Source organism: Rhizobium esperanzae (genome assembly GCF_014197615.1).
Classification (GTDB): domain Bacteria; phylum Pseudomonadota; class Alphaproteobacteria; order Rhizobiales; family Rhizobiaceae; genus Rhizobium; species Rhizobium esperanzae_A.
In genome coordinates this window covers 1-19,477 of sequence record NZ_JACIFY010000024.1, presented here as the reverse complement: position 1 = coordinate 19,477, position 19,477 = coordinate 1, and the positions used below count along the sequence as shown (strand labels likewise).

Annotated in this window: 22 protein-coding genes, 1 tRNA gene and 1 pseudogene; 10 read left to right on the top strand and 14 right to left on the bottom strand. The window is 60.7% G+C overall.

The features are described from left to right. Positions 1 to 5: 5 nt before the first annotated feature. Positions 6 to 1,400 (top strand): sensor histidine kinase, encoded by a 1,395-nt coding sequence (locus GGD57_RS25810; protein ID WP_184473035.1) that lies wholly within the window; start codon positions 6 to 8, stop codon positions 1,398 to 1,400. On the opposite strand, the gene GGD57_RS25805 is transcribed toward GGD57_RS25810, so the two are convergent. Beyond that, positions 1,397 to 2,227 carry a glycosyltransferase family 25 protein gene (locus GGD57_RS25805; protein WP_184473034.1) on the bottom strand — a complete coding sequence of 277 codons (831 nt, stop codon included), beginning with the start codon at positions 2,225 to 2,227 and terminating at the stop codon, positions 1,397 to 1,399. The two genes, GGD57_RS25810 and GGD57_RS25805, sit on opposite strands and share 4 nt — an antisense overlap. 137 nt (positions 2,228 to 2,364) lie before the next feature. After that, positions 2,365 to 2,853: a RidA family protein gene (locus GGD57_RS25800; RefSeq protein WP_184473033.1), complete on the bottom strand. Its 489-nt coding sequence runs from the start codon at positions 2,851 to 2,853 to the stop codon at positions 2,365 to 2,367. A gap of 235 nt (positions 2,854 to 3,088) precedes the next feature. Between GGD57_RS25800 and GGD57_RS25795 the strand changes: the two genes are divergently transcribed. Beyond that, complete coding sequence (locus GGD57_RS25795; protein WP_184473032.1) at positions 3,089 to 3,787, top strand: TetR/AcrR family transcriptional regulator; 699 nt, start codon at positions 3,089 to 3,091, stop codon at positions 3,785 to 3,787. Between the two features lie 150 nt (positions 3,788 to 3,937). Here the strand turns inward: GGD57_RS25795 and GGD57_RS25790 are convergent, their stop codons facing one another. Next, a complete protein-coding gene (locus tag GGD57_RS25790; protein WP_184473031.1) occupies positions 3,938 to 4,408 on the bottom strand; it encodes a hypothetical protein in 471 nt (156 codons plus the stop codon). Between the two features lie 137 nt (positions 4,409 to 4,545). Between GGD57_RS25790 and GGD57_RS25785 the strand changes: the two are divergent. Continuing rightward, positions 4,546 to 5,015: pseudogene (locus tag GGD57_RS25785) on the top strand (nucleoside deaminase). A gap of 172 nt (positions 5,016 to 5,187) precedes the next feature. Here GGD57_RS25785 and GGD57_RS25780 read toward each other — a convergent pair. Then, positions 5,188 to 6,321: a hypothetical protein gene (locus GGD57_RS25780; protein ID WP_184473092.1), complete on the bottom strand. Its 1,134-nt coding sequence runs from the start codon at positions 6,319 to 6,321 to the stop codon at positions 5,188 to 5,190. A gap of 639 nt (positions 6,322 to 6,960) precedes the next feature. On the opposite strand from GGD57_RS25780, the gene GGD57_RS25775 reads away from it, so the two are divergent. Next, positions 6,961 to 8,292, top strand: coding sequence for an alkyl/aryl-sulfatase (locus tag GGD57_RS25775; protein WP_184473030.1), 1,332 nt, complete (start codon positions 6,961 to 6,963; stop codon positions 8,290 to 8,292). Between the two features lie 198 nt (positions 8,293 to 8,490). Here GGD57_RS25775 and GGD57_RS25770 read toward each other — a convergent pair whose 3' ends face one another. The 7 genes from GGD57_RS25770 to GGD57_RS25740 all read right to left on the bottom strand — a co-directional run bounded on the left by GGD57_RS25770 (position 8,491) and on the right by GGD57_RS25740 (position 11,004). Further along, complete coding sequence (locus GGD57_RS25770) at positions 8,491 to 9,084, bottom strand: hypothetical protein (RefSeq protein WP_184473029.1); 594 nt, start codon at positions 9,082 to 9,084, stop codon at positions 8,491 to 8,493. Between the two features lie 13 nt (positions 9,085 to 9,097). Next, the gene (locus GGD57_RS25765) at positions 9,098 to 9,310 is read right to left on the bottom strand and encodes a response regulator transcription factor (RefSeq protein WP_184473028.1); all 213 of its coding nucleotides are present in this window, start codon (positions 9,308 to 9,310) and stop codon (positions 9,098 to 9,100) included. Continuing rightward, positions 9,307 to 9,603 carry a GcrA cell cycle regulator gene (locus GGD57_RS25760; protein WP_184473027.1) on the bottom strand — a complete coding sequence of 99 codons (297 nt, stop codon included), beginning with the start codon at positions 9,601 to 9,603 and terminating at the stop codon, positions 9,307 to 9,309. The genes GGD57_RS25765 and GGD57_RS25760 overlap by 4 nt, the downstream gene beginning before the upstream one ends. Next, positions 9,600 to 9,995: a hypothetical protein gene (locus GGD57_RS25755; protein ID WP_184473026.1), complete on the bottom strand. Its 396-nt coding sequence runs from the start codon at positions 9,993 to 9,995 to the stop codon at positions 9,600 to 9,602. Before GGD57_RS25755 ends, GGD57_RS25760 begins: the two co-directional genes overlap by 4 nt. Next, a complete protein-coding gene (locus GGD57_RS25750; RefSeq protein WP_184473091.1) occupies positions 9,961 to 10,326 on the bottom strand; it encodes a hypothetical protein in 366 nt (121 codons plus the stop codon). Before GGD57_RS25750 ends, GGD57_RS25755 begins: the two co-directional genes overlap by 35 nt. Before the next feature lie 46 nt (positions 10,327 to 10,372). Further along, positions 10,373 to 10,648: a sigma-70 family RNA polymerase sigma factor gene (locus tag GGD57_RS25745; protein ID WP_184473025.1), complete on the bottom strand. Its 276-nt coding sequence runs from the start codon at positions 10,646 to 10,648 to the stop codon at positions 10,373 to 10,375. Positions 10,649 to 10,776: 128 nt separating this feature from the next. Further along, complete coding sequence (locus GGD57_RS25740) at positions 10,777 to 11,004, bottom strand: hypothetical protein (protein ID WP_184473024.1); 228 nt, start codon at positions 11,002 to 11,004, stop codon at positions 10,777 to 10,779. Between the two features lie 83 nt (positions 11,005 to 11,087). Here GGD57_RS25740 and GGD57_RS25735 point away from each other — a divergent pair, with 83 nt between their 5' ends. From GGD57_RS25735 to GGD57_RS25725, 3 genes are all read left to right on the top strand, one after another. Next, on the top strand, positions 11,088 to 11,735 hold the full coding sequence (locus GGD57_RS25735) for a S24 family peptidase (protein ID WP_126909018.1): 648 nt from the start codon (positions 11,088 to 11,090) through the stop codon (positions 11,733 to 11,735). 799 nt (positions 11,736 to 12,534) lie between these two features. Next, positions 12,535 to 12,798 (top strand): hypothetical protein, encoded by a 264-nt coding sequence (locus tag GGD57_RS25730; RefSeq protein ID WP_184473023.1) that lies wholly within the window; start codon positions 12,535 to 12,537, stop codon positions 12,796 to 12,798. Positions 12,799 to 12,809: 11 nt separating this feature from the next. Continuing rightward, positions 12,810 to 13,037 carry a hypothetical protein gene (locus GGD57_RS25725; RefSeq protein WP_184473022.1) on the top strand — a complete coding sequence of 76 codons (228 nt, stop codon included), beginning with the start codon at positions 12,810 to 12,812 and terminating at the stop codon, positions 13,035 to 13,037. Between the two features lie 23 nt (positions 13,038 to 13,060). Here the strand turns inward: GGD57_RS25725 and GGD57_RS25720 are convergent, their stop codons facing one another. Beyond that, entirely contained in the window at positions 13,061 to 13,300 is a 240-nt protein-coding gene (locus GGD57_RS25720; protein WP_020048866.1) for a DUF982 domain-containing protein, read from the bottom strand. Positions 13,301 to 14,246: 946 nt separating this feature from the next. On the opposite strand from GGD57_RS25720, the gene GGD57_RS25715 reads away from it, so the two are divergent. Beyond that, a complete protein-coding gene (locus tag GGD57_RS25715) occupies positions 14,247 to 15,830 on the top strand; it encodes a hypothetical protein (protein ID WP_184473021.1) in 1,584 nt (527 codons plus the stop codon). A 99-nt stretch (positions 15,831 to 15,929) separates the two neighbouring features. On the opposite strand, the gene GGD57_RS25710 is transcribed toward GGD57_RS25715, so the two are convergent. After that, entirely contained in the window at positions 15,930 to 16,301 is a 372-nt protein-coding gene (locus GGD57_RS25710; RefSeq protein WP_184473020.1) for a COG4315 family predicted lipoprotein, read from the bottom strand. Positions 16,302 to 16,808: 507 nt separating this feature from the next. Further along, positions 16,809 to 16,885: transfer RNA gene (locus GGD57_RS25705), tRNA-Pro, on the bottom strand. Positions 16,886 to 17,147: 262 nt separating this feature from the next. Here GGD57_RS25705 and GGD57_RS25700 point away from each other — a divergent pair. Together GGD57_RS25700 and GGD57_RS25695 are read left to right on the top strand one after the other, a co-directional pair. Next, a complete protein-coding gene (locus GGD57_RS25700; protein ID WP_085736509.1) occupies positions 17,148 to 17,555 on the top strand; it encodes a hypothetical protein in 408 nt (135 codons plus the stop codon). 376 nt (positions 17,556 to 17,931) lie between these two features. Further along, the gene (locus GGD57_RS25695) at positions 17,932 to 19,257 is read left to right on the top strand and encodes a TCR/Tet family MFS transporter (protein WP_348646000.1); all 1,326 of its coding nucleotides are present in this window, start codon (positions 17,932 to 17,934) and stop codon (positions 19,255 to 19,257) included. The last annotated feature ends 220 nt before the right edge of the window (positions 19,258 to 19,477 follow it).

The window sequence follows — 19,477 nt, the reverse complement described above, 5'->3', positions numbered from 1 at the left end:
ACAGGATGATCTCGGGCCGCACCCATCTTTCGGCATCGTTCTCCAGCCTGCGCCGGAGCACGCCGTTCCGGCTTGCCGTCACCTTCGGCGTGCTCTTCGTCGTCACCTTCTTTTTGAGCGGCGCGATCATCTATCACATGCTCAGCCTCGGCCTCTCACGCGATCTCGAACAGTCGCTCACCGAGATGCATTCGCTGATCGTTTCGACCTACGAGCCCGGCGACACCGGAGATCTCGTCAACACGCTGAACAATTATGCGAGCTTCCAGTCGACCTCCGACGGGCTTTATTCGCTGACCGACCATGCCGGCAAAAAACTCGCCGGCAATTTTGCCGCGCCGCCGATCCAGAACGGCGTCTATACCGTCACCTCGCGCGATGTCGGGCTGAAGGGGCATGAACGCTACCGGATGCAGGTGTCGACGATCGGCCCCTACAGCCTGGTGGTCGCCGAAAACTTCAACGATGTCGACGAGATGCTGCGGATCGTGCTGGTCAGTTTCGAATGGGCCGGCGCGATCGTTGTGGCGACGGCGATCGGCGGCGGTGTGTTTCTCGCCGTTCGCGCCCAGGCGCGGCTGGACAGGGTGGCGCTGACCATGAACGAGGTCTCGCACGGCGCGCTCGACGCCCGCATTCCGGTCAGCGGCAATGGCGACGATCTCGACACGGTGGCGGTCCAGATCAACGCAGCGCTGGAGCGGCTGCAGACACTGGTCGAGAGCATGCGGCAGGTGAGCGCCGATATCGCCCACGATCTCAAGACGCCGCTCAACAGGCTGCGGCTGACGCTCGATGCCGCGGTGGCGGGAAATGACCGGCAGGCTGACGTTTCGCCCCTTCTCGACGAGGCGAGGCAGGAGAGTGACCGGATCAACGCCACCTTCGAGGCGCTGCTGCGCATCTCGCAGATCGAGGCCGGCGCCCGCAAGGAACGGTTCCAGGCAACCGATATCGACGCCGTGCTCGCCGTCATTTCCGAGGTCTATGTCGATGTCGCCGAAGATGCGCTGAAATCGCTGAGGATCACGGAGCGCTGCCCGGCGCTCATCCGCGGCGATCGCGATCTGCTGACGCAGATGATCGCCAACCTGGTGGAGAATGCGATCAACCACTGCCCTGCCGGCACCGATATCACGGTTGCGCTCCGCTGCCGGGGCGGTCGCGCCATCGTCTCGGTCGCCGATACCGGCCCCGGCATTCCCGCCGGCGAAAGGGACAAGGTTTTCCGGCGTCTCTACCGGCTCGACAAGAGCCGCACGACGCCCGGAAGCGGGCTCGGGCTCAGCCTCGTCAAGGCGATCGCCGACCTGCATTCGGCCGAGATCAGCATGGCCGACAATCACCCCGGCCTCACCCTCTCGATCGCTTTTCCGCTGCTTCCCTCCGAGACCTCCTAATCGCCGGTCTCGGAGGAGACGTCCCGACCGCTCATCCGCAAGGCGGCGAGACGGCGGAAGCGGCGCGTAAACCGGCGCAGTTCGGCCGCCGTGCGATAGGGCAAAACGCTCCACGGCCGGCGGCGGCCAAGCCGGTAGGCCGAAAGGCCCAGCTGGATGTGAGAATGACCATCCGCCCTCTGGCTGACCGGCAGCGGATCGACGAAACAGGCGTTCAGCCCTGCATCGAACTCCAGATCGAAGGCGAGATCATAGGGCAGGCGCATGGGCAAAAGCGCGCCGGTAATCCATCCTGCCGCCTTGCGGTTGATGAGATAGGCGCCGGACCCCTTCTCGCGGGTCAGCGCGATGGCCAGCGAGCGCGACGCCGTCAGCGGCTCCACCCTGTGCTTTTTCCCTGAATTGACGGTGGAGAGCCGCAATATATCCCAGCGCTCGTGGTGTTCGAGGGCGGCTTCGAGCAGCTCGGTCAGATCGTCATCGAAGTCGAGATCGTCTTCCAGAATGAGCGCGAATTCGGCATTGCCGGCGAGGAAGCGTTTGGCGCATTCGACGTGGCTGAGATAACAGCCGATCTCGAAAGGGTTCGGCCGGCGGCCGTGCCGGCTGAGATAGGCCGCCTCGTCGAAGCCCGGATGCGGCAGGCTCAGCCCCGCGCCATCGACCGCCGCCACCCGCTCGAAGGCAAGGCCGAAATCCGTCAGCAGCCGTTCCATGCGAAACCGGCGCAACGGCGCCCGGTCGAGATTGATCAGATAGGTATCGAGCCGCAGGCTGACCGGATGGAGTGCCGGCAGAAGCGCGGCAGGTGTGGCACGCATATTCATGAGAACTGGCCTCGACTTGGCAAATGACTGCGCCAAGCCTGCGCCCCAAATCTCACCGGGACCTCGCCCGGATTATACATTTTCGTAAGGTGCCGCGGGCGGGCCGCCTCAGCTACAGCCCCCGCTACTCCAGACCACTATTCCAGAATGACGACGGCTTCGACTTCGAAAAGCATCGGGTCGATGGCAAGCTTGGGAACCGGGATCAGGGTCTGCGCCGGCAGTGCGGCGCCGAACATCTCCTGGACGTTGCGGGTCAACACCTTGAGCTTCGACATATCGTGATCGACCACGAAGACCGTCAGCTTGGCGACCTGATCCGGCCTGGCGCCCAGCGCATCGAGGGCGGTGCGCAAATTGGCGTAGGCCTGCCTGACCTGGACGGCGAAGTCGGGCGACAAGGCGCCGGTGGCGTCCTGGCCGCCCTGCCCCGATATATAGGCGAGACGCGCCTGCCGCGGCACGATCACTGCCGTGCTGTAGCCATTCGGCGTGGGGTCGTAGAGGGTTTTCGGATTGACGATTTCCAGCTTGAGACCGGCCTCATTGGCTGTCGTCGCGGTGGGAATTGCAATGCCCATGATGATCAGTCCTCCGATAAGCAGATGGTTGATGGTGCGTGACATGATTTTCTCGTCGCTCGCGTGATTGACTCGTACGCTGTACGATTAAGTTGCATCGTACAGCGTACGAGTCAATCGGCCAGGATCGACATTCATCGCATTGTCGGCTTAAATCGACATTCCGATCAGCACCAGCATGCCATCGGGACGTCTGTCCCGCGATCACGACATGCATGAAAACAAAAGGCGAAAGCGCCTCGCATCCATCACGGTGATGCCAAGCGCTTCAGAAAAACGCATGGCAGCCAAAGGCAGTGGCGCTGAGAGCAAACGGTCTCAACGGAAAGCGCCCTCGCCGCCCTCCGGGCGGGAGCCGCGCGGTGAACAGCCGCTGTCCCTGCCACGGATCGTGGCGACCGCGGTCGAACTGCTGGACAGCGAAGGGCTGGACGGATTGAAGATGCGCCGGCTGGCCGATCGCCTCGGCTCGGGCGCGATGAGCCTCTACTGGCACGTCGGCAACAAGGACGAAGTCCTTGATCTGGCGCTCGATTCGGTGCTCGAATATCGCGGCCCGGCGCAAGTGGATGCGCCTGACGACTGGCGCGGGCAAATCGTTCATATGCTGACAGACTGGCGCGCCGGCATGCTGCGCCATCCCTGGTCGGCGGCGCTGCTGCCGCGCCGGGCGCTCGGCCCGAACATCCTCTCCCGTCTGGAACGGCTGAGCCGCACCCTGTCCAGCGCCGGTGTGGCGGACGCGGATTTGAACGTCGCGATATGGTCGCTCTGGAACTATGTGATCGGCGCCACCACCACCCGGGCAAGCTTCGACCTCTCCGACGCCGACAGAGCCGCCGCCCAGCAGCGCCTCACCGATCTCAGCCAACACTACCCGACGATCGAACGCTCTCGCCTGCTGATGGACAATGACTGGGACGGCGCCTTCAGCAAGGGTCTCGACTTCCTGCTCGACGGCCTGGTGCCCAAACCCTGAATATTGGGCGAGATCCGCATCGGCAATGCGGCCGCCGGCTGCACGGCACGCCTTCTTAAGCGCCCTTAGTGCGAGCTGTCGGCCAATTCTTTGGCGCCAAAATTCAAGGCGAGGAAGGAGCTTTACGGAGAGAATCGTGGATGAGATCGATCAGTCGGGACCAGCGTTATAAGCCGGAAATTTGTAATAGCTGCAGCTACTCATCGAAAAGAACGCCGCTCCATCACCTATCTCTCGACGCGCGAGCTCCCATTCGAAGGCGTCGTCGCCACCGAGCCCGCCAATCAACGCCATCATGGTCAATTCCTTTAGTGGCCCTGGAGGATACACGGTGCCGTAGACGATTGCCTCCTTTCCAGGGTACTTGCCTTTGATGACTCTTTTGATCTCCAAATCCACCCGTATCATGCGTGTGGGAGCCCCTTCCGTCACCAGCAAACCGGATTCGCCAATCGACAGCGATTTTACCCGCGCCTCAACCACCGTCTTCGCCTTCGCCAGCAGTTCATTCTGGGGAGGGCATGGAGACATCCCGGCGGCTGGCCTTAGACCAATGATCAATAGAGCAAGGATTGCTTTGACACATAGTCGCATCTGCGGATTCGGGAACGCTCTCAGCATCGGTCTTTCCTTATGAATAATCCCATCTATTCCGCCTTGATTGCGTGAGGCCGAAACGGATCTGCGGCCCCTTGGAAATCTCTCCGATTCAAGACAAAATCGTGGCGCTCTAGCTGTGAGCTTTCGGGGAGGCGCTGATGGAAAACCACGAGCCGTTTTTGCGTGAGGCGATTGCCCTCTCGAAATCCGCGATGGAACGAGGCGACGAACCCTTCGGCTCGGTGCTGGTGAAGGACGGCGACGTCACCTGCGCGCCGAAAACAGCGTCTTCACCGGCCACGACATGACCAACCACGCCGAGATGAACCTGATCAAACTGGCGGCGCAGCACTACGACACCGCCTTCCTCGCCGGTTGCACGCTCTACACCAGCACCGAGCCCTGCGCGATGTGCTCCGGGGCGATTTACTGGTCGGGGATCGGGCGCATGGTGTTTGCCTGCTCGGAAGCGCGGCTCGGCGAGATCGCCGGGATCGGCCTGAACGTGCCGAGCCGGGCAGTGCTGCAAACCGGCGCCCGCACCGTCACCGTGGTCGGCCCCACCCTCGAAGACGAAGCTGCCGAGGTGCATCGGGCGTTCTGGCCGAAGCATTTGGGCAAGGCGTAGTCTCGGCCCGGAAGGCACATCTGATCGAGCTGATGGCCCCGAGCCCGGCGGCAGATGATATCCCCATCCCTAGAGCATGTGGCGCAAAAGTGTGCAGCGGTTTTGCGATAACGACATGCGGAAAACAAAGACCTAAAGCGCTAAGAGCGAATCTGAAAGATCGCGACGCGCTTTAGTATGGAGGGCTGAAGCCCCACGCAGCAGGCTCGAGGTAATCACGGGGTGGCTGCATTTCATCCACACCCACCGGCCGGCGCGTCAGCGTCACTATCTTGAATCCCTCGCCGTCTCCCCAGCCAGACAAGTGGGCGTCAATCAGCGGTATGCCGTCCGAAGTCAGGCATTGCCTTAGACCACCATCAGCCATATTCGGTGTCCGGTCATACCACGCGCAGTCCTCGCCGAGCAGCCGATCCTGCTCTCTCAAGTCGACCATCCCATAAACCTCGTCGAATCTCCTGAACTTCGGCGAGAGAATCGAGGAGGAGCGGACAGCTTCGAACATGCGTTCCCCCTTGGATGCGGAATATTGAAGCCCCTGGTCTTCAAGCTCGTTCCAGACGGTGATCAGGATCGATCCATCTCCACGGTCGCGCTGTCGGAGCCACCAGGGATAATGACGCAACAGCCTCTCCTTGGATCTGTGGCTAACCAGCTCCGCCTCGAAATCTCCGGGATTTGGGGTGTAATCGTCGTAACGTGGCAAGGGCGCGAGCCAGGTCCCGGCTTCGAGAAGCTGCATAGGCGGTCGTACCACCGCTTCCGGCACAGGCCCGCGCCGCAGATCCGTCAGCCGCGTCTCGGACATGACCTCCCCGCTGGAGAAAAGGACTTTCGTCGCGATCTCTATTCCGTCCTCGGTCAGGCAAGTCAATTCACTGGGACTGGTCTTGTCCCTGTCCATGCGCCGGACGATCTGCCGCCAGCGACACTGCTCACCGCCGACGGTCTCGACATCATCCGTTTCCCTGACTTCCGTGATGCCGTCATAATCTTGAGATGGTTCGACCTGCCTGACCTCAAATGACGAGATTTCACCATTCCTCCTGGTCGCCCTCAGAACCACGTTCTTGAAGAAATGTCCGTAAGAAAGGTTCGTTTCTTCGTTTCCTTGCTCTTCAACACGTGTCCAGCCGTTGTGATGCTGGACGACCCGCTGGCGGTCCCCTTTGGCGCCATAGGCGTCACGCGTGATCATCTTTGCGGTATAGTCGGGCACATCAGGACTGGCGAAAAACGGAACCTCGCTCGCATAGGCGGAACCGGCCGCGATCGTGATCACTGCAAAAACAATCAATCTGTACATGATACTCCTCGGCGGGAAGGCGCACACAACCAGTGGAATTGACAAGAGCAGCGACATGCCAGCGCGGCTGAACTGCAGGCTCAGGCAGTTGCAGGTCAACTGATAGCCAGCAGGCCCAAGCCGAATAGTGGTCGACCGCACCATCGCCGCATGCCAGGCGGCGTAAACGAGACAGACGGCCCCGATCATCACCCAAACGTAGCGCATCCTGCTCCCGGATTTTCTCATCCGTTGCAATTTTTAGCTGCAATCTCTCGTTTGTGGAACCACCAATTTTGGATGGCGGACCGGCACATTCCGGTTTGCCTGACGTAGCGCGGACCGGTGAAGTTCCATTCGGGCTTAGCCCTGCCACGTCCGGCGAGAACACCCGCCCCGACCTCCGTCATCCCAGGCCTTGAGCCTGGGACCTACGCCCGCTCCTGATGGATGCCGGTGTGAGTCCTCCGGTCAAGCCCGAGGACGACGGAGGGTGGGGTGAGCTCACCGGCAAAGAGCGGCCACAAGCGGAGCCCGGTTGCGGCCTCCTGCCGTGGAATCGTCCAGCAGTCGCCAAAGGCTTCATCAGCCATGAAGTTCTCGACCTCAGGCCCTCGATGAGTAAGATGCCTTCGTTACGACAGACGGAAACGGGATGCCATGACGATTAAACCTACACTCCAAACCGGCTCTCAAGACGAGTTCACCGGCAGGGAGAAGCTGATTGCCCATTCGGAGGAATTTCGGCCACGCGTCGTCCACGTCACTGAGGGGGTATATGTCGCCATCGGCTACTCGGCGAGCAACGTCACCCTGATCGCCGGCCGGGAAGGCTCGATTGTCGTTGATACCGCCGCGAATCCTGTCGATGCCAAGGCCATCATAGAGGCGTTTGGTTCTCACCTCGTTCGTCCCGTCAAGGCGATCATCTATACCCATAATCACCCCGACCATACGGGCGGTGCGACCGTGTTCGCGGGTGATGAAAGCCCAGGAATTTATAGCCACGAGCTTTTGCGTTCTGCGACACCCAGCATGGGTCGCGGTCAGCGCGATGGCGGCGATGCCTTCGGCATGCATCTTCCCGCCGAAGATTTCATCAATGCCGGCACGCAGCTGGAATACGGCAGGACGACGCGCCATACCCGCCAAGGCTTTTTGCCGCCGACCAATACATTCGATGGTGATGAGGAACCTATCACTATCGCAGGTATCGCACTTCAATTGATTTCGACACCCGGAGAAGCGGACGACAACATTTCGGTATGGCTTCCAGAGAAAAAGCTGCTCATCGCCGGCGATGTCTTGCTGAAGACTTTTCCGAATATCGCTCCATTGCGCGGCCTGCCGACGCGCCCGGTCGATAAGTGGATCGAAAGCCTGGACAAGCTGCTCTCGCTCGAACCGGATTTTATCGTACCCGGCCACATGGGGGTAATCGCGAATGCGGCCGAGGCTCGAAACGCATTTACGGCTTATCGGGATGCGATTAAGTTCGTGTACGAAAAGACGATGGAAGGCATTGCCAAGGGTATGACCCCTGACGAGCTGGTGCAGCAAATCAAGCTTCCTGAAGAACTGGCGCAGCATCCCTATCTACAAGAATTTTATGGGACCGTGTCGTGGTCGGTCCGTGGCATTTACTGCCAGAATGCAGGCTGGTTCGATGGCAACCCAACCAACATTTGGCCCCTTCCTGCCAAAGAGCGAGCGGGAAAACTTGTGGCGATGTCGGGCGGCTCCGCCAAAATGCTCGAAAGTGCTGAAGCGGCGCTCGCAGCCGGTGAGTTTCAGTGGGCCGCAGAACAAGCGGACTATCTGCTCGACCTCACGCCTGGCAACCGTGCGGCGATGACAGTCAAGATGAAGGCGCTGCGCGAGCTGGGAGAGCGCCAGATGAACGCGACTGCTCGAAACTATTATCTGTCAGTGGCCAATAACTTGAAGGCTCGCTGTTCGGACGACGCTGACGGTCTTCGCAGCCCAGCCTGAGGAAATGAGATCGAGGCCAGCATGGGTCCTCGGGTCAAGCCCGAGGAGGACGGAGAGTGGGGTGGGCTTGGGAGACAGATAGCGAGGCGGATGGAGGAAGGGGCGAAACTCGCTCCGTCGTAAAATGCGATCATTCGAGGTCGAAGAGATCATCGGAAGCCTTGCCACCAGGCGCCTTGGCAGCCCTGCCCCACTCGATCACCCGCCCTTCGCCCCCCGCAGCGCCGTCAATCCGCGCCGCAGCCACAACAGTTGCTGCGGCGGCATCTGGCGCAGATGTTCGTAGTCCATCACCGTGACGTTATAGACCGTGCTTCTGACCTGCGGGCCGTCCTGGCAGCGCAGCAGGATGGCCTGCAGCGCCATCATGCGGTTGCTGGCCTTGCGGGCGCGGTCGGCGAGGCTGTCGGTCACGTCGCCTTCGTGGCCTTTGACGGCGAAGAGCGACTGTGCCCTGGGGCTCGGGGCCGGGATGCCGGTGGTCTTGTGATAGCGGGCCATCGCCTCGGCATAGTCGTCGCCGGCCTGGCGCTGCTCGGCGGTGATCAGGCCGTCGAGGAACATGCGCCCCAGCGTATAACCGGCGAATGGGCTTTTGACCGTCTCGTCGCTCACCGTCCGGCCGAAGCCATGGATGCGGCGGCGGGCCGATATCGCGACACTGATATTGTCCTTCTCGGTTTCGAAAGGCTTGATCTTGCCGCAGGGAAAACGCTCGACATTGGCCTTGCGCGGCCGGCCGGCGCCCTTGTTTGCCCGTTGTGTCTTAACCTTGGCTGCTTTGCCACCCATGCTGATTGTCCTTCTATCGAATGATGCCGTTGCGAAGTGCTGCGGCGACAAGTGCGGTATCCCTAAAGACGCCGAGCCTCGCCTTGGCGTTGGCGATATGCGTGTTCACCGTGATCGGCGATATGCCGAGAATGGTGCCGATCTCGGCGGCGGTCTTTCCCGCCGCCATCCAGCCGATGATTTCGGTTTCGCGCGGGCTGACGTTGCTTTTGACGGCCGGGCTCATGATGCCGGCCCGTCGATGCAGGGCACGCGCGGCATCGTCACATGCGCACCCGACAGCGTCACCCGCGTGACCCGGTCGGGATGGCGGATCGGCGCTTTCGCCTCGCACGTCTCGGGCAGCGCATGCCTGGCATCCTGCCTGGCGGGGAACCTGTCGCGGTTGCGGCGCGCCATGTTGATGACGGTGTTCTTCTTCGATCCGAACAGGTTGGCGATCTCTCGTGCCGAGAGGCCCTCCTGCCAGAGCGTCTGCGCCTTGACGATCTTGTCTTCCGTCCAGAATAGACCTCTCACCTCAATGCCTCCTCGTGCCGTGCGGCTTTTGCAATGATCGGGTTGTCGGGAAACATCTTCGCCAGTTCCCGCCGGGCGTTGCGGCTGCCGTTCGCCGCGTCGCGCAGCAGCTGCATCTTGTAGGCCGCGACTTTCGGCTGCGGCGCCTCCTGCTGCCGCTCGGGGCGCTGGCGGCTTTGTGCTTCGATTGCCGCCTGCTGACGGCGGCACTGCTCGGCGAAACTGGCGCAGCTCGGGGCGAAGGCGCGGTTATGGTTCTTGACCTTTCCGGAGATGAAGAGTTTGGCGGCCTGCCAGACCGCCTCCAGCGGGATGCCGTCGACGGCCAGCAGATAGGCGCGGATCTGCATGTCGGGATCAGTGGCTGATGATGCCGGGAAACCCGAAAGCATCCCCGCTATGATCTTCACCGGAGAGGAAATCTCTTGCGGCATCGACTGTCGTCCTTCTCGTGCTGCTGTTGATCGACTGGGCCTCCCGCGCCTTCTCCTTGAGGTACCAGTCGCATTTGATCGCCTGCCAGCCGCGGAAGATCTGCATTTCGGCAGCACCGGCCGGATCGCCGGTCAGCAGATATTCCCTGGCCTGGATCCGGGCTGCGTAAGCCGTCAGCGGCCGCCTCAGCGTGCGCTTGCGATGTTCGATGACGGCCGCCGCCAGCTCCTCCCCCAGCACCGGGCTGAGGATGTCCATGATGTCCCTGTCCATTGTTTCCTTGGCCATTGTTCGCTTCGCCATGCGTTTTCCTTTCTGGCCGGGGTGGCCGGCCTCAAACCCGCCGCCGGACGCCGGCAAAATTGACCGGCGTGCCCGGCTTGAGCGGACGGCGGGGAAACCGGCGGGGCTCCGCACCGGCATGATCCTGCCCCGCGGTGTCGCCCTTCTCGGCGCTCCGCAGCCGGTGGATCTCGCTTTCCACCGACGGCACCGACATTCCGAGGATGGCCGAGATTTCGATATAGTCCCGGCCGGTGCGGAAAAGCTCGAGGGCGCTCATGCGAGCGTCTTCGCACTGCGCTGGCGCTGTTTTGGCGGGGATGCTCATCGTTTCATCCTTCTTTTCGATTTCGAGCGCGGCTCGTCATTCCCGCCGAAGCAGGTTGGGCCGCAGAAGCAGGGATTAAGATGCCGGCGTCGCCGAGGGAGGGCAGCGACGCCGGCCGCCGATCGCCGTCAGGGAGGGGTGACGCCGTCGGGATCGGTGATGGCAGAGACGCCGGGCAAGATCTCCCGCATCTCTTTCGGGCGTGTCGGCCGGCCGCAGGCCTCGCAGTGGCGCTCGATCACCTCGGCGATCGACAGCGCCTTGGCGCAGATCGGGCAACCGCTGTAGCGGGCGCCGTAGCGCCGGATCTCGCCGGAAAGGCCCGGCCCGTTCTGGATGATTTCGCTTTGTGTCATGGGCGTTAGGGTACAATTAATACCCGAACTGTCAAGCGCAATAGGGCATTACATATACCTTTTTTTAGGGTATAATTTATATCATGTTGAAAGATCAGGAACAATTTGAGCGCGAAGAACGCGCAAAGCGGCTGGTCATGGCCAGGAAGAACGCCGGCTTTGCCGGGCCGAAGGCGATCGTCGATCGGCTCGGCTGGAACGTCAACGTCTACAAGGCGCACGAATCCGGCCGCAACGGCTTCGGCATCGCCGATGCGAAGAAGTATGCCCGCGCCTTCAAGGTCAATCCCAACTGGCTGCAGTTCGGAACCGGCAATGCGCTCGATCCCGATGAACTGCCGGTCGCCGTCGCCGACGTGCCGAAGATCTCCTGGGTCAGCGCCGGCCAGCTGAGCGAGCAGGCGCCGATCACCGACTTTTCGGAATTCCCGACGGTGGCCGCACTCGATCTGCCCGACGGCGAATGGATCGCGCTCGAGGTCGAAGGCAATTCGATGAACAAGATCTCGCCGCCGGGTTCGATCATCTTCGTCAATCTGCGCGACAAGCGCCTGGCGCCGAACGCGCTCTATGTCGTCGCCGACGAAACCGGGGCCGCCACCTACAAGCGCTACCGCCCGAACGACGACCCGCCCTTCCAGCCCGCTTCCTACGAGGATGTGCCGCCGCCGCAATTCCAGGGCGCCGTCACCATCGTCGGCCGCGTCCGCCGATCGATCATCGAAATGTAGACATGCGCTCGGCATCCATGCCGCGAATCAAATCTATTTCATCAGGGAAAACAGCATGATCCGCCCTTCTTCACGCGCCGGCAGGCTCTGGTCTACCATCGTCACGACAGCGGTGTTTCTCCTGGCCTGCAGCGCCGTGCGGGAGATGTACGGCCTCTAGGATTCCCCGCCCGCGATCCGGCGACCAGGATCATGAGGGACATCGAGACAGCGGACCCCGTCGCACATTTTCGCCATCGCCATCAGCATTGCAGATGGCTGCGAACAACCTGCCCCTCGGCAGCGCCCCTACGGATCGTAGAATGTGGTGATCGCCGGCCTCGATCACGTCGCCGGCGATTTCGATTTCATTGCGCATGACCGGCCTTTTTTCTCTCGCGGATCAGAGTTTGATATAGCTTTGATTTCTATCTCTCTGTCTTCACTCCTGAAGGCTGGTGAGGGAGGGTTCCGGCCAAAGCTTCCCCCTACCCCATGAGCAAAGCCCATGAAGCCGGGAGAGCATTGGCCAGGGTCCTGAAGGCCGGAGCCGGGATGGGACACGTGCCAGAGGGGCCATTCGCTTCGCCCTCGTCCTGATTTTCTGACAGCGCACTTAAGGACTTTCGCTTCCCGCGCCGCTGGGCTTCGTCAGCTCGGGAGTTGCACCCGGTCGCCCAATCACTGGATCCAGACATACGCCTATGATTCGTACCTCGTCAATCTATGGGGTATTTTTTATACCTTTTACGATTGACGTGATTGGGTATTATATATACCTTTTCTTCTCAAGCCGATCCGGCAGGCAGAGGACAGGGCGATGCAGCACATCCGCAATATCGAGACCGAGGAGAGCAAGCGCGACGCCCGCTGGAACGGCGCGCGCGGGATCAGCGAATGCAGCGCCTATATGGCGATCGAGGCCCAGCGCATGGGCGCCCTCGGCTTCGCCTTCCTGCGCCGTCCCGAACATTCGGTCCGCGGCCCGTCCTGGCTGCGCGGTGCGAGCGCCTCCGTCGAGGCGCATTACCGCTATGCCCGGGAGATCATGGGCATGAGCGATCACGATCAGCTTTACGCCTGAGGAAAACGCCGATGTCTGCCGATTGCATCATCAAGGCCTTTTCCGGCTGCGCCTGCCCACCCGGTGAATGCGCGGAAAAGCCTCTCACCCCGGCGCCGGTGACCTTCCTGTCATGGCGCAGGCAGGCGATCACCTGCCTAGCCTTCGGCTTCCTCGCCGCCCTCATCTCGGCCGCCTGGATAGAGACGCGCTTCAGGGATCAGGATCTCAGCCGCCAGGAGCAGGTGTCATGGAAGTGAGCCGGGGTGTTTGCCAACGCCGCTCAGGAGCTGAACTTGATGTCGCTCGCCTTGGCCGCAGTGATGAAGGCTCGCCGCACCTGCTCGGGCTCGGCGGCATCGTTGAAGACATCGAGCACCAGCCGCTCGGCAACCTTGGCCGCCGGCGTCTGCTCGGGCCAATCGTTCAGCAAAGTGTTGCCGGCCTGGACGACATTATAGACCGTCCGCACCTTGCCATTGATGGTGATCTTCACCGGTTTGAAGCGTCGTCGCTTGCTCATGGCCCAGTATCTCACACGGAACGCGACTCAACGAATCACTTTGGGACTCGTTCCGGTTGATTCGGAAGCGGGTAGCGAATCTGGTTCAGGCGACTACCCTTTAGGGAGTCCCACTGGCCGTTTCTCAAGCTTTCGACCAGAAGCACATCTACCCGCTTCTCAACCGACTGCAGACCTATGTAAAAATACTAAGATGCTTCACTTTGATAGATTTTTCTAAGTACTAATGGGGGTGGGTGTTTACCGTAACATACTTCCTTTCAGTCAAAGCTTCGGTCATGATCCTTGTTCATTGCCATTCAAGATGTAGGCAGAAGCAACATCGTCGCTGACGACCGGCGTTCGAACACGCGAAGGCGGCGTCGGCATAGGTCCAGAACCGAGACGTTCAATTTGCTAAAAAGGATCAGCCATGACTTCCAGGTCAGATCGAAAATTCGCGCCATTGAACCCAGCCTTCGCAATCCCCTCGTTGATCTTTGGCTTTCTCGTCGCGTTCGCCTCCGCTGGAATAACTTTCGCGCAGGACCCGCTTGCAGATTTCCCACTCGTCATTGTTTGCAAAACTAAGGACACCTATCACGTCTTCCAACTGTCCCGCGTAACGCAGGATGGCGTTGCGACGTACGCCGGGTCGGCGAGAATTGCGGGCACCATCACTTTGCACGGGCACGCCAAAGCAATAGGCAGCCCAGAAGGCGGAAATTGCCTTGACAAGACCCTCGATGAATTGCGGGCGTCTGGCCGGACTCGCGATCTAAAGAGCTAATATGACTGCGGTCAGCCGATCGAAGAAGGATCACTCGTCATGAGAGTGGCCGATCGTTGGAGGACATCGGACCGGACGATAGACGGGCACGGACAGCGGAGAACCCAACCGATTTTTCTCGCGCTTATGATCGTAACGCTTTTGGCCTCGCTCGATCAGACAATCTGAGAGGGAGTTATGCTGAAAAATCCCATAGTTGGACTGGCGGTTGGCGCGCTTATGGTTTTTGCGCCCCACGCGGATGCGACTGCCGACCCGCTCCCCAAAGGTTTCGAGCGCCACAAATTCAACGGATCGGTCAGACCGGAGGTCAAGGACGGTGTGACCCGGTTCGAGATATTCGACCGCCAGTGTTCCAATGTCGACTATGGAGATGGACGCGGCGAAAATGATTGCCGCAATGGCAACGTCCGCTCAACGATTCGCTATATGCGAGACATGAGGGTTGGCGAAAGCGTCGAATACAAGTCTGATTTCCGGCTCGATCCGACTTTTGCCTACAAGGGCTGGCACAACAACTCCGCAAATGGCTTTTATCCCGATGGCTGGGACAGCCATTTGCGCCTCGCGTCCTGGGAAGGACCGGCAATCCACAATTTCATCTACATGCTGAAAGCCGATACGCGCAACGGCGTGAACTTTCTCGCCCGCCAGTGCCAAAAACCGGGAGATTTCGGCAAATGGGCGACATTCTCGCTGAAAATCCGATGGGCAAACGATGAGAGCGGATGGGTTACGGCCAGCTGCGACAACAAGGTGATCTACGCCGCCGAAGGTGAAGCAACCAACCAGGCTCCGCATTGCTGGGAATCGAACGAGTGCGAGCCGCAATCAAACCGCGACCCAAAATCATTCAACTTCATTCTCGGCCCGGTGATGATGGGTTGGGGCAATGAATGGAAGACCTATGACCATCATACGTCCCAGTTTGACGTGGTGCAGCCGGATGGTATCGGCATCGATGTCCGCAATGTCAGTGTGACCCGCGGTGTCAGCGACTATTCCGCCGAACAAGCAGTTTTGCTCAAGACGTTGCAACAGCAACTGGTTCTTTTGGGCTGCAAGCCAGGGAATGTCGAGGGCAAGCCTGACAAGGCAACACGGCAGGCCGCACTCTCTTGCCGCAAGTTTGAGAGCGGGCTTCCTGAGGCGCTCAATCTGACGACGCTGCAAGCCTTCGCTGACGCCTATGCCAGGCCGGAGACCGCAAGTCTGCCTTCAGGCAACGCCGCGGCTGGCACCGAAAACGGTTCGTCAAAACCGAGGACCTATATCAAGCTGGGCGAAATGCTTGCCATGAAGACAGGCAAAGACACCAGGGTGAATTCCAACTTCTTTGGCAAGATCAAAGGCGCCAAGAAGGGGCAGAACGAACTGGACTTCATCATCCTGGGGCAGTTCGACTACACTGAGAACAGTTTCAGCCAGCTGTCATTTCTTCTGCAAGACAATCTCTCCAAGGCCGAAGTGAATGCCGCGGCCAAGTGCGGCTATGGGACGATCCGATTTCCAGACGGCACAGATCATTTGGAGATCGTCATGCAACGTTCCGGAAGCACGTTCTCGTCCCCGCCAAGAACCGACTGCTTGGTTCAAGCGCTCGGCAAACGACCGGCATCGCAGGTTCCCTACCTTACCGAGGGGTTTGCCGATCTGGCTAAATCAATGGTCTCCGACGGCGGCTGGAAGAAACTCAGGCATGAAGGTTTGAAGATATTTGTCAAACGTGTTGCCGATGGTGAAATCACGGTCGGCGGCTGAGATCGCAGCACAGCGCCGCAGGTTGCATCGGCCGCGGCTTCTGGGGCTTGCCGTTCAAGGCGATCCGACGACCGCCCGTTCAAACGGTCGCCGGTTCAGCTATTTGGCCGCGTGCCAAACACCCCCAACGCCATCGCCGTTGGCTTCTCCGGCCTTCTTATCCTCGACATAGGTGTAGAGCGGCTTGCCCTCGTAGGCCCACATCTCTTTGCCATCCGCAGCTTTGACGAGAGTCCATTCGCCTTCTGCCTTGGCCTTGGCTCCGGCGTGGAACGCCGGCCACTTCTTCAGGCAATCCTTATCGCAGTTGGATTTGCCGTTTGTATCTTTGTCGAAGGTGTAAAGGACCATGCCCTTTTCAGTAGCCAGGACCTTGCCCATTTTCGTGTCCACCATCTTGGCAGGCTCGGCCGCAAAAGCAGACCCGGCTAAAGCAGTTAACGCACCTATCGCGATCAATATCGTTCTCATGATTTTTCTCCCATTCGGCAGTGCCGGCGGAATGCCAGCAGTACCCGACTAACTGACAAAAACGCCCAACTATGAAAGCAGTTCCGTCCACGCGGGGACGAACGCGACAGGCCAGCAATGGTTATAACGTCCCGCGAAGCGCCAATGACGGTTATTGGCAGCTCTATGTTTTTTCCCTGGCGGGGCAAAAGGTGCAAGCAATCCCACTCGCGGCATAAATGGCGCCGGAAACCACTAAGCAAAGTGCCCGAAATTGTTCAGACAATCCGAGCCAGCTCTGTGGCGCATGGACGAATCGATCTCAGAGGCGGCGAAGATGTGGGACGAAATTATTCACAGCCTCACGAAAGCTGCGCAAGGCTCGTTTGCGTACCAGCTTTTCACGACTACGCATGAACGACAGGATCGTTACCAGCCGAGACGTATCGTCAGGTATTTCATTGGATGGAAAATTTCGGGAAACATCGGCAACCATGATTTTCGGCAATAATTACCGATGGTTACGGCTGGTCGGAGTGGAGTGATTCGAACACTCGACCCCCACGTCCCGAACGTGGTGCGCTACCAGACTGCGCTACACTCCGTGACCAGCGGCGCTTCTATAGAACAGCCTATCTGGTTGCACAAGCACCAAATTCCAAAAAATCGGCGGAATTTTTGACGGGTTGATGACAGGGCCGGCGATGGGCTGCTGCAGCAAAAAGACACACCCGGAGCAAATCGTCCGGAAGTGCCACAGGGGCAATTTTCTTTTGCCGGGTTCCGCGCTAAAGGGCTCGACGGGACAGGCGAAACCGCGGCAGAAGCGGCGTCGCAGCCAATGCGCTAGAGATCAGGGACGACACGATGAAATTCCGCACGATGACCGCGGCCGGGCTTGCAATTGGGCTTGCCGGATGCACGACCATTCCTTCCGCCGGCAATCCGATCGAGGCCCGCTGGGTCGGCAAATCGGCCGGCATCTTCTTTGCCGCCTACGGGCCGCCGATCAGCGACAGCGAGCAAGGCGCCACCACCGTCTATACCTGGCGCGGCGGCTACAAGACCGTGCGCATTCCGGCAAAATACGCCGAAGGCGCCGACGGCAAGCGCGGCAAGCAGATTTCCGCCGCCCGCACCGCCTATCTGCGCTGCCAGGCCGAAATCACCACCAGCTCCGATTACACGATCCGCGACATCCGCACCGTCGCCGACATTCCGGGCGTCGACGGCCCGTCCTATTGCGCCGAGTTCCTGGCGCCCGAACAGAAATAACGGGCAGTTTGTCCGAGATGCGAAGACAGGCGGCCGATGTGCCGCCTGTTTTGTTTTGGTCAGCCCTCGCGAGAGGCCGGTGAACGGTGCTTTTTTAGGTTGTGGCGGGACGCGCCCCCCTCTGCCCATGCCATGTCGAGGCTGCCTCCTCGCTCCCGCAAAAGGGGCTTGCCGCCTGCGGCCATCCGGCGTATGAATTGCCCGTCGCGAAAAGCGGCTGCCTCCCTTGATCCGCTCAGTGGCGGAGTAAACAGGTGGACGAATGGTCGTCCAGGCGGTCGAGTACACGCCATCCATGCGCTTCAGCCATGGTTCGGCCAGCACCTCCCAGAAACCAAAGTCCTGACAGTGTCAGGCGTCATCGTGAGCCATCGGCGTGCCCGAGCCATTCTCCTGGTGTTTCCGGGGGAATAGCGCCGTCACAAAGGCTGGAATCGTTTCGCGCTTTGATGAAGGCGGGAACCGTTCCGCCGGGCGCTGCAGGCTTGCGTCGACCCCGGAACGCACCATGACCAGATCCCTTATCGTCATTTTCACCGCCATCATTCTCGATGCCGTCGGCATCGGCCTGATTTTCCCGATCCTGCCGTCGCTGTTGCGCGATGTCACCCATGCCGAAAACGTCGCCCCCTCCATCGGCGCGCTGACCGCTCTTTACGCGGTCATGCAGTTCCTCTTCGCACCGGTGCTCGGGGCGCTGAGCGATCGGCTCGGCCGCCGGCCGGTGCTGCTGATTTCGCTCGCCGGCGCCGCCGTCAACTATCTCTTCCTCGCCTTCGCGCCCAATCTCGCGACGCTGTTTCTCGGCCGCGCCATCGCCGGGCTGACCAGCGCCAACATGTCGGTGGCGACTGCCTATATCACCGACATTTCCCCGGAGGAGACGCGGGCCCGCCGCTTCGGCCTTTTCAACGCCATGTTCGGGCTCGGCTTCATCGTCGGGCCGGTCGCCGGCGGCGTGCTCGGCGATTACGGGCTGCGGCTGCCCTTCATCGCGGCGGCCGTGCTCAATGGCGCCAACCTGCTGCTTGCCTTCTTCGTCCTGCCGGAATCGCGCGCCGGCAGCCGTGAGAAGATCGATCTCGCCGCCCTCAATCCGCTCAGGCCGCTGCGCTCGGTGCTGGAGGTCAAAAGCCTGCTGCCGGTCATCCTCATCTTCTTCATCTTCAGCGCCACCGGCGAGGCCTACGGCACCTGCTGGGCGCTCTGGGGCAGCGACGCTTTCCACTGGGACGGGCTGTCGATCGGCCTGTCGCTCGGCGCCTTCGGCCTCTGCCAGGCACTGGCCCAGGCCTTCCTGCCGGGGCCGGCGGTCAGGCTGCTCGGCGAACGCGGCGCGATCCTGACGGGCGTCGCCGGCGTCTCGACCGCGCTTGCCGTCATGGCCTTTGCCGATAAGAGCTGGATGATCTTCGCGATCATGCCGGTCTTCACGCTCGGCGGCATCGGCGTGCCGGCGCTGCAGTCGCTCGCCAGCCGGCAGGTCGATGAAAACAGCCAGGGCCAATTCCAGGGCGTGCTGGCGTCGGCCGTCAGCCTCGCCTCGATCATCGCACCGCTCGGCTTCTCCAGCGTCTATTTCCTCGTCCGGCAGCAATGGCCGGGCGCGATCTGGCTGTCGGTCATCGCAGTTTATGCGCTCACCGTGCCGCTCGTTCTCGACCTCCGGCTGACGAGGCCGGCGCCGGAGCCGGCGGGCTAAGCATGGTTATCGCCCGTCCGGGTCGAAGCCCGAAGACAGGAATGCGAGAGGTTGAGGGTGACGCCTCTTAGTCTGCCTGGCGGCACGGAGAACCCCCCTCTGTCCTGCCGGACATCTCCCCCACAAGGCAGGGCTATCGCATATGAGCGATGATAGAGATGAGGAACTGATCATCCCACCCAGCCTTCTTGATCTTGCGACGAATAGAGGCCTTATCTGG

Excerpts from the sequence above, each read along its gene's own strand:
- GGD57_RS25745 (WP_184473025.1), bottom strand. The coding sequence starts at position 10,648 with ATGAGCATCCCCGCCAAAACAGCGCCAGCGCAGTGCGAAGACGCTCGC.
- GGD57_RS25750 (WP_184473091.1), bottom strand. The coding sequence starts at position 10,326 with ATGGCCAAGGAAACAATGGACAGGGACATCATGGACATCCTCAGCCCG.
- GGD57_RS25770 (WP_184473029.1), bottom strand. The coding sequence starts at position 9,084 with ATGGGTGGCAAAGCAGCCAAGGTTAAGACACAACGGGCAAACAAGGGC.
- GGD57_RS25790 (WP_184473031.1), bottom strand. The coding sequence starts at position 4,408 with ATGCTGAGAGCGTTCCCGAATCCGCAGATGCGACTATGTGTCAAAGCA.
- GGD57_RS25700 (WP_085736509.1), top strand. The coding sequence starts at position 17,148 with ATGAAATTCCGCACGATGACCGCGGCCGGGCTTGCAATTGGGCTTGCC.
- GGD57_RS25725 (WP_184473022.1), top strand. The coding sequence starts at position 12,810 with ATGTCTGCCGATTGCATCATCAAGGCCTTTTCCGGCTGCGCCTGCCCA.
- GGD57_RS25805 (WP_184473034.1), bottom strand. The coding sequence starts at position 2,227 with ATGAATATGCGTGCCACACCTGCCGCGCTTCTGCCGGCACTCCATCCG.
- GGD57_RS25715 (WP_184473021.1), top strand. The coding sequence starts at position 14,247 with ATGCTGAAAAATCCCATAGTTGGACTGGCGGTTGGCGCGCTTATGGTT.
- GGD57_RS25795 (WP_184473032.1), top strand. The coding sequence starts at position 3,089 with ATGGCAGCCAAAGGCAGTGGCGCTGAGAGCAAACGGTCTCAACGGAAA.
- GGD57_RS25710 (WP_184473020.1), bottom strand. The coding sequence starts at position 16,301 with ATGAGAACGATATTGATCGCGATAGGTGCGTTAACTGCTTTAGCCGGG.
- GGD57_RS25765 (WP_184473028.1), bottom strand. The coding sequence starts at position 9,310 with ATGAGCCCGGCCGTCAAAAGCAACGTCAGCCCGCGCGAAACCGAAATC.
- GGD57_RS25720 (WP_020048866.1), bottom strand. The coding sequence starts at position 13,300 with ATGAGCAAGCGACGACGCTTCAAACCGGTGAAGATCACCATCAATGGC.
- GGD57_RS25755 (WP_184473026.1), bottom strand. The coding sequence starts at position 9,995 with ATGCTTTCGGGTTTCCCGGCATCATCAGCCACTGATCCCGACATGCAG.
- GGD57_RS25730 (WP_184473023.1), top strand. The coding sequence starts at position 12,535 with ATGCAGCACATCCGCAATATCGAGACCGAGGAGAGCAAGCGCGACGCC.
- GGD57_RS25810 (WP_184473035.1), top strand. The coding sequence starts at position 6 with ATGATCTCGGGCCGCACCCATCTTTCGGCATCGTTCTCCAGCCTGCGC.
- GGD57_RS25775 (WP_184473030.1), top strand. The coding sequence starts at position 6,961 with ATGACGATTAAACCTACACTCCAAACCGGCTCTCAAGACGAGTTCACC.
- GGD57_RS25780 (WP_184473092.1), bottom strand. The coding sequence starts at position 6,321 with ATGTACAGATTGATTGTTTTTGCAGTGATCACGATCGCGGCCGGTTCC.
- GGD57_RS25800 (WP_184473033.1), bottom strand. The coding sequence starts at position 2,853 with ATGTCACGCACCATCAACCATCTGCTTATCGGAGGACTGATCATCATG.
- GGD57_RS25740 (WP_184473024.1), bottom strand. The coding sequence starts at position 11,004 with ATGACACAAAGCGAAATCATCCAGAACGGGCCGGGCCTTTCCGGCGAG.
- GGD57_RS25735 (WP_126909018.1), top strand. The coding sequence starts at position 11,088 with ATGTTGAAAGATCAGGAACAATTTGAGCGCGAAGAACGCGCAAAGCGG.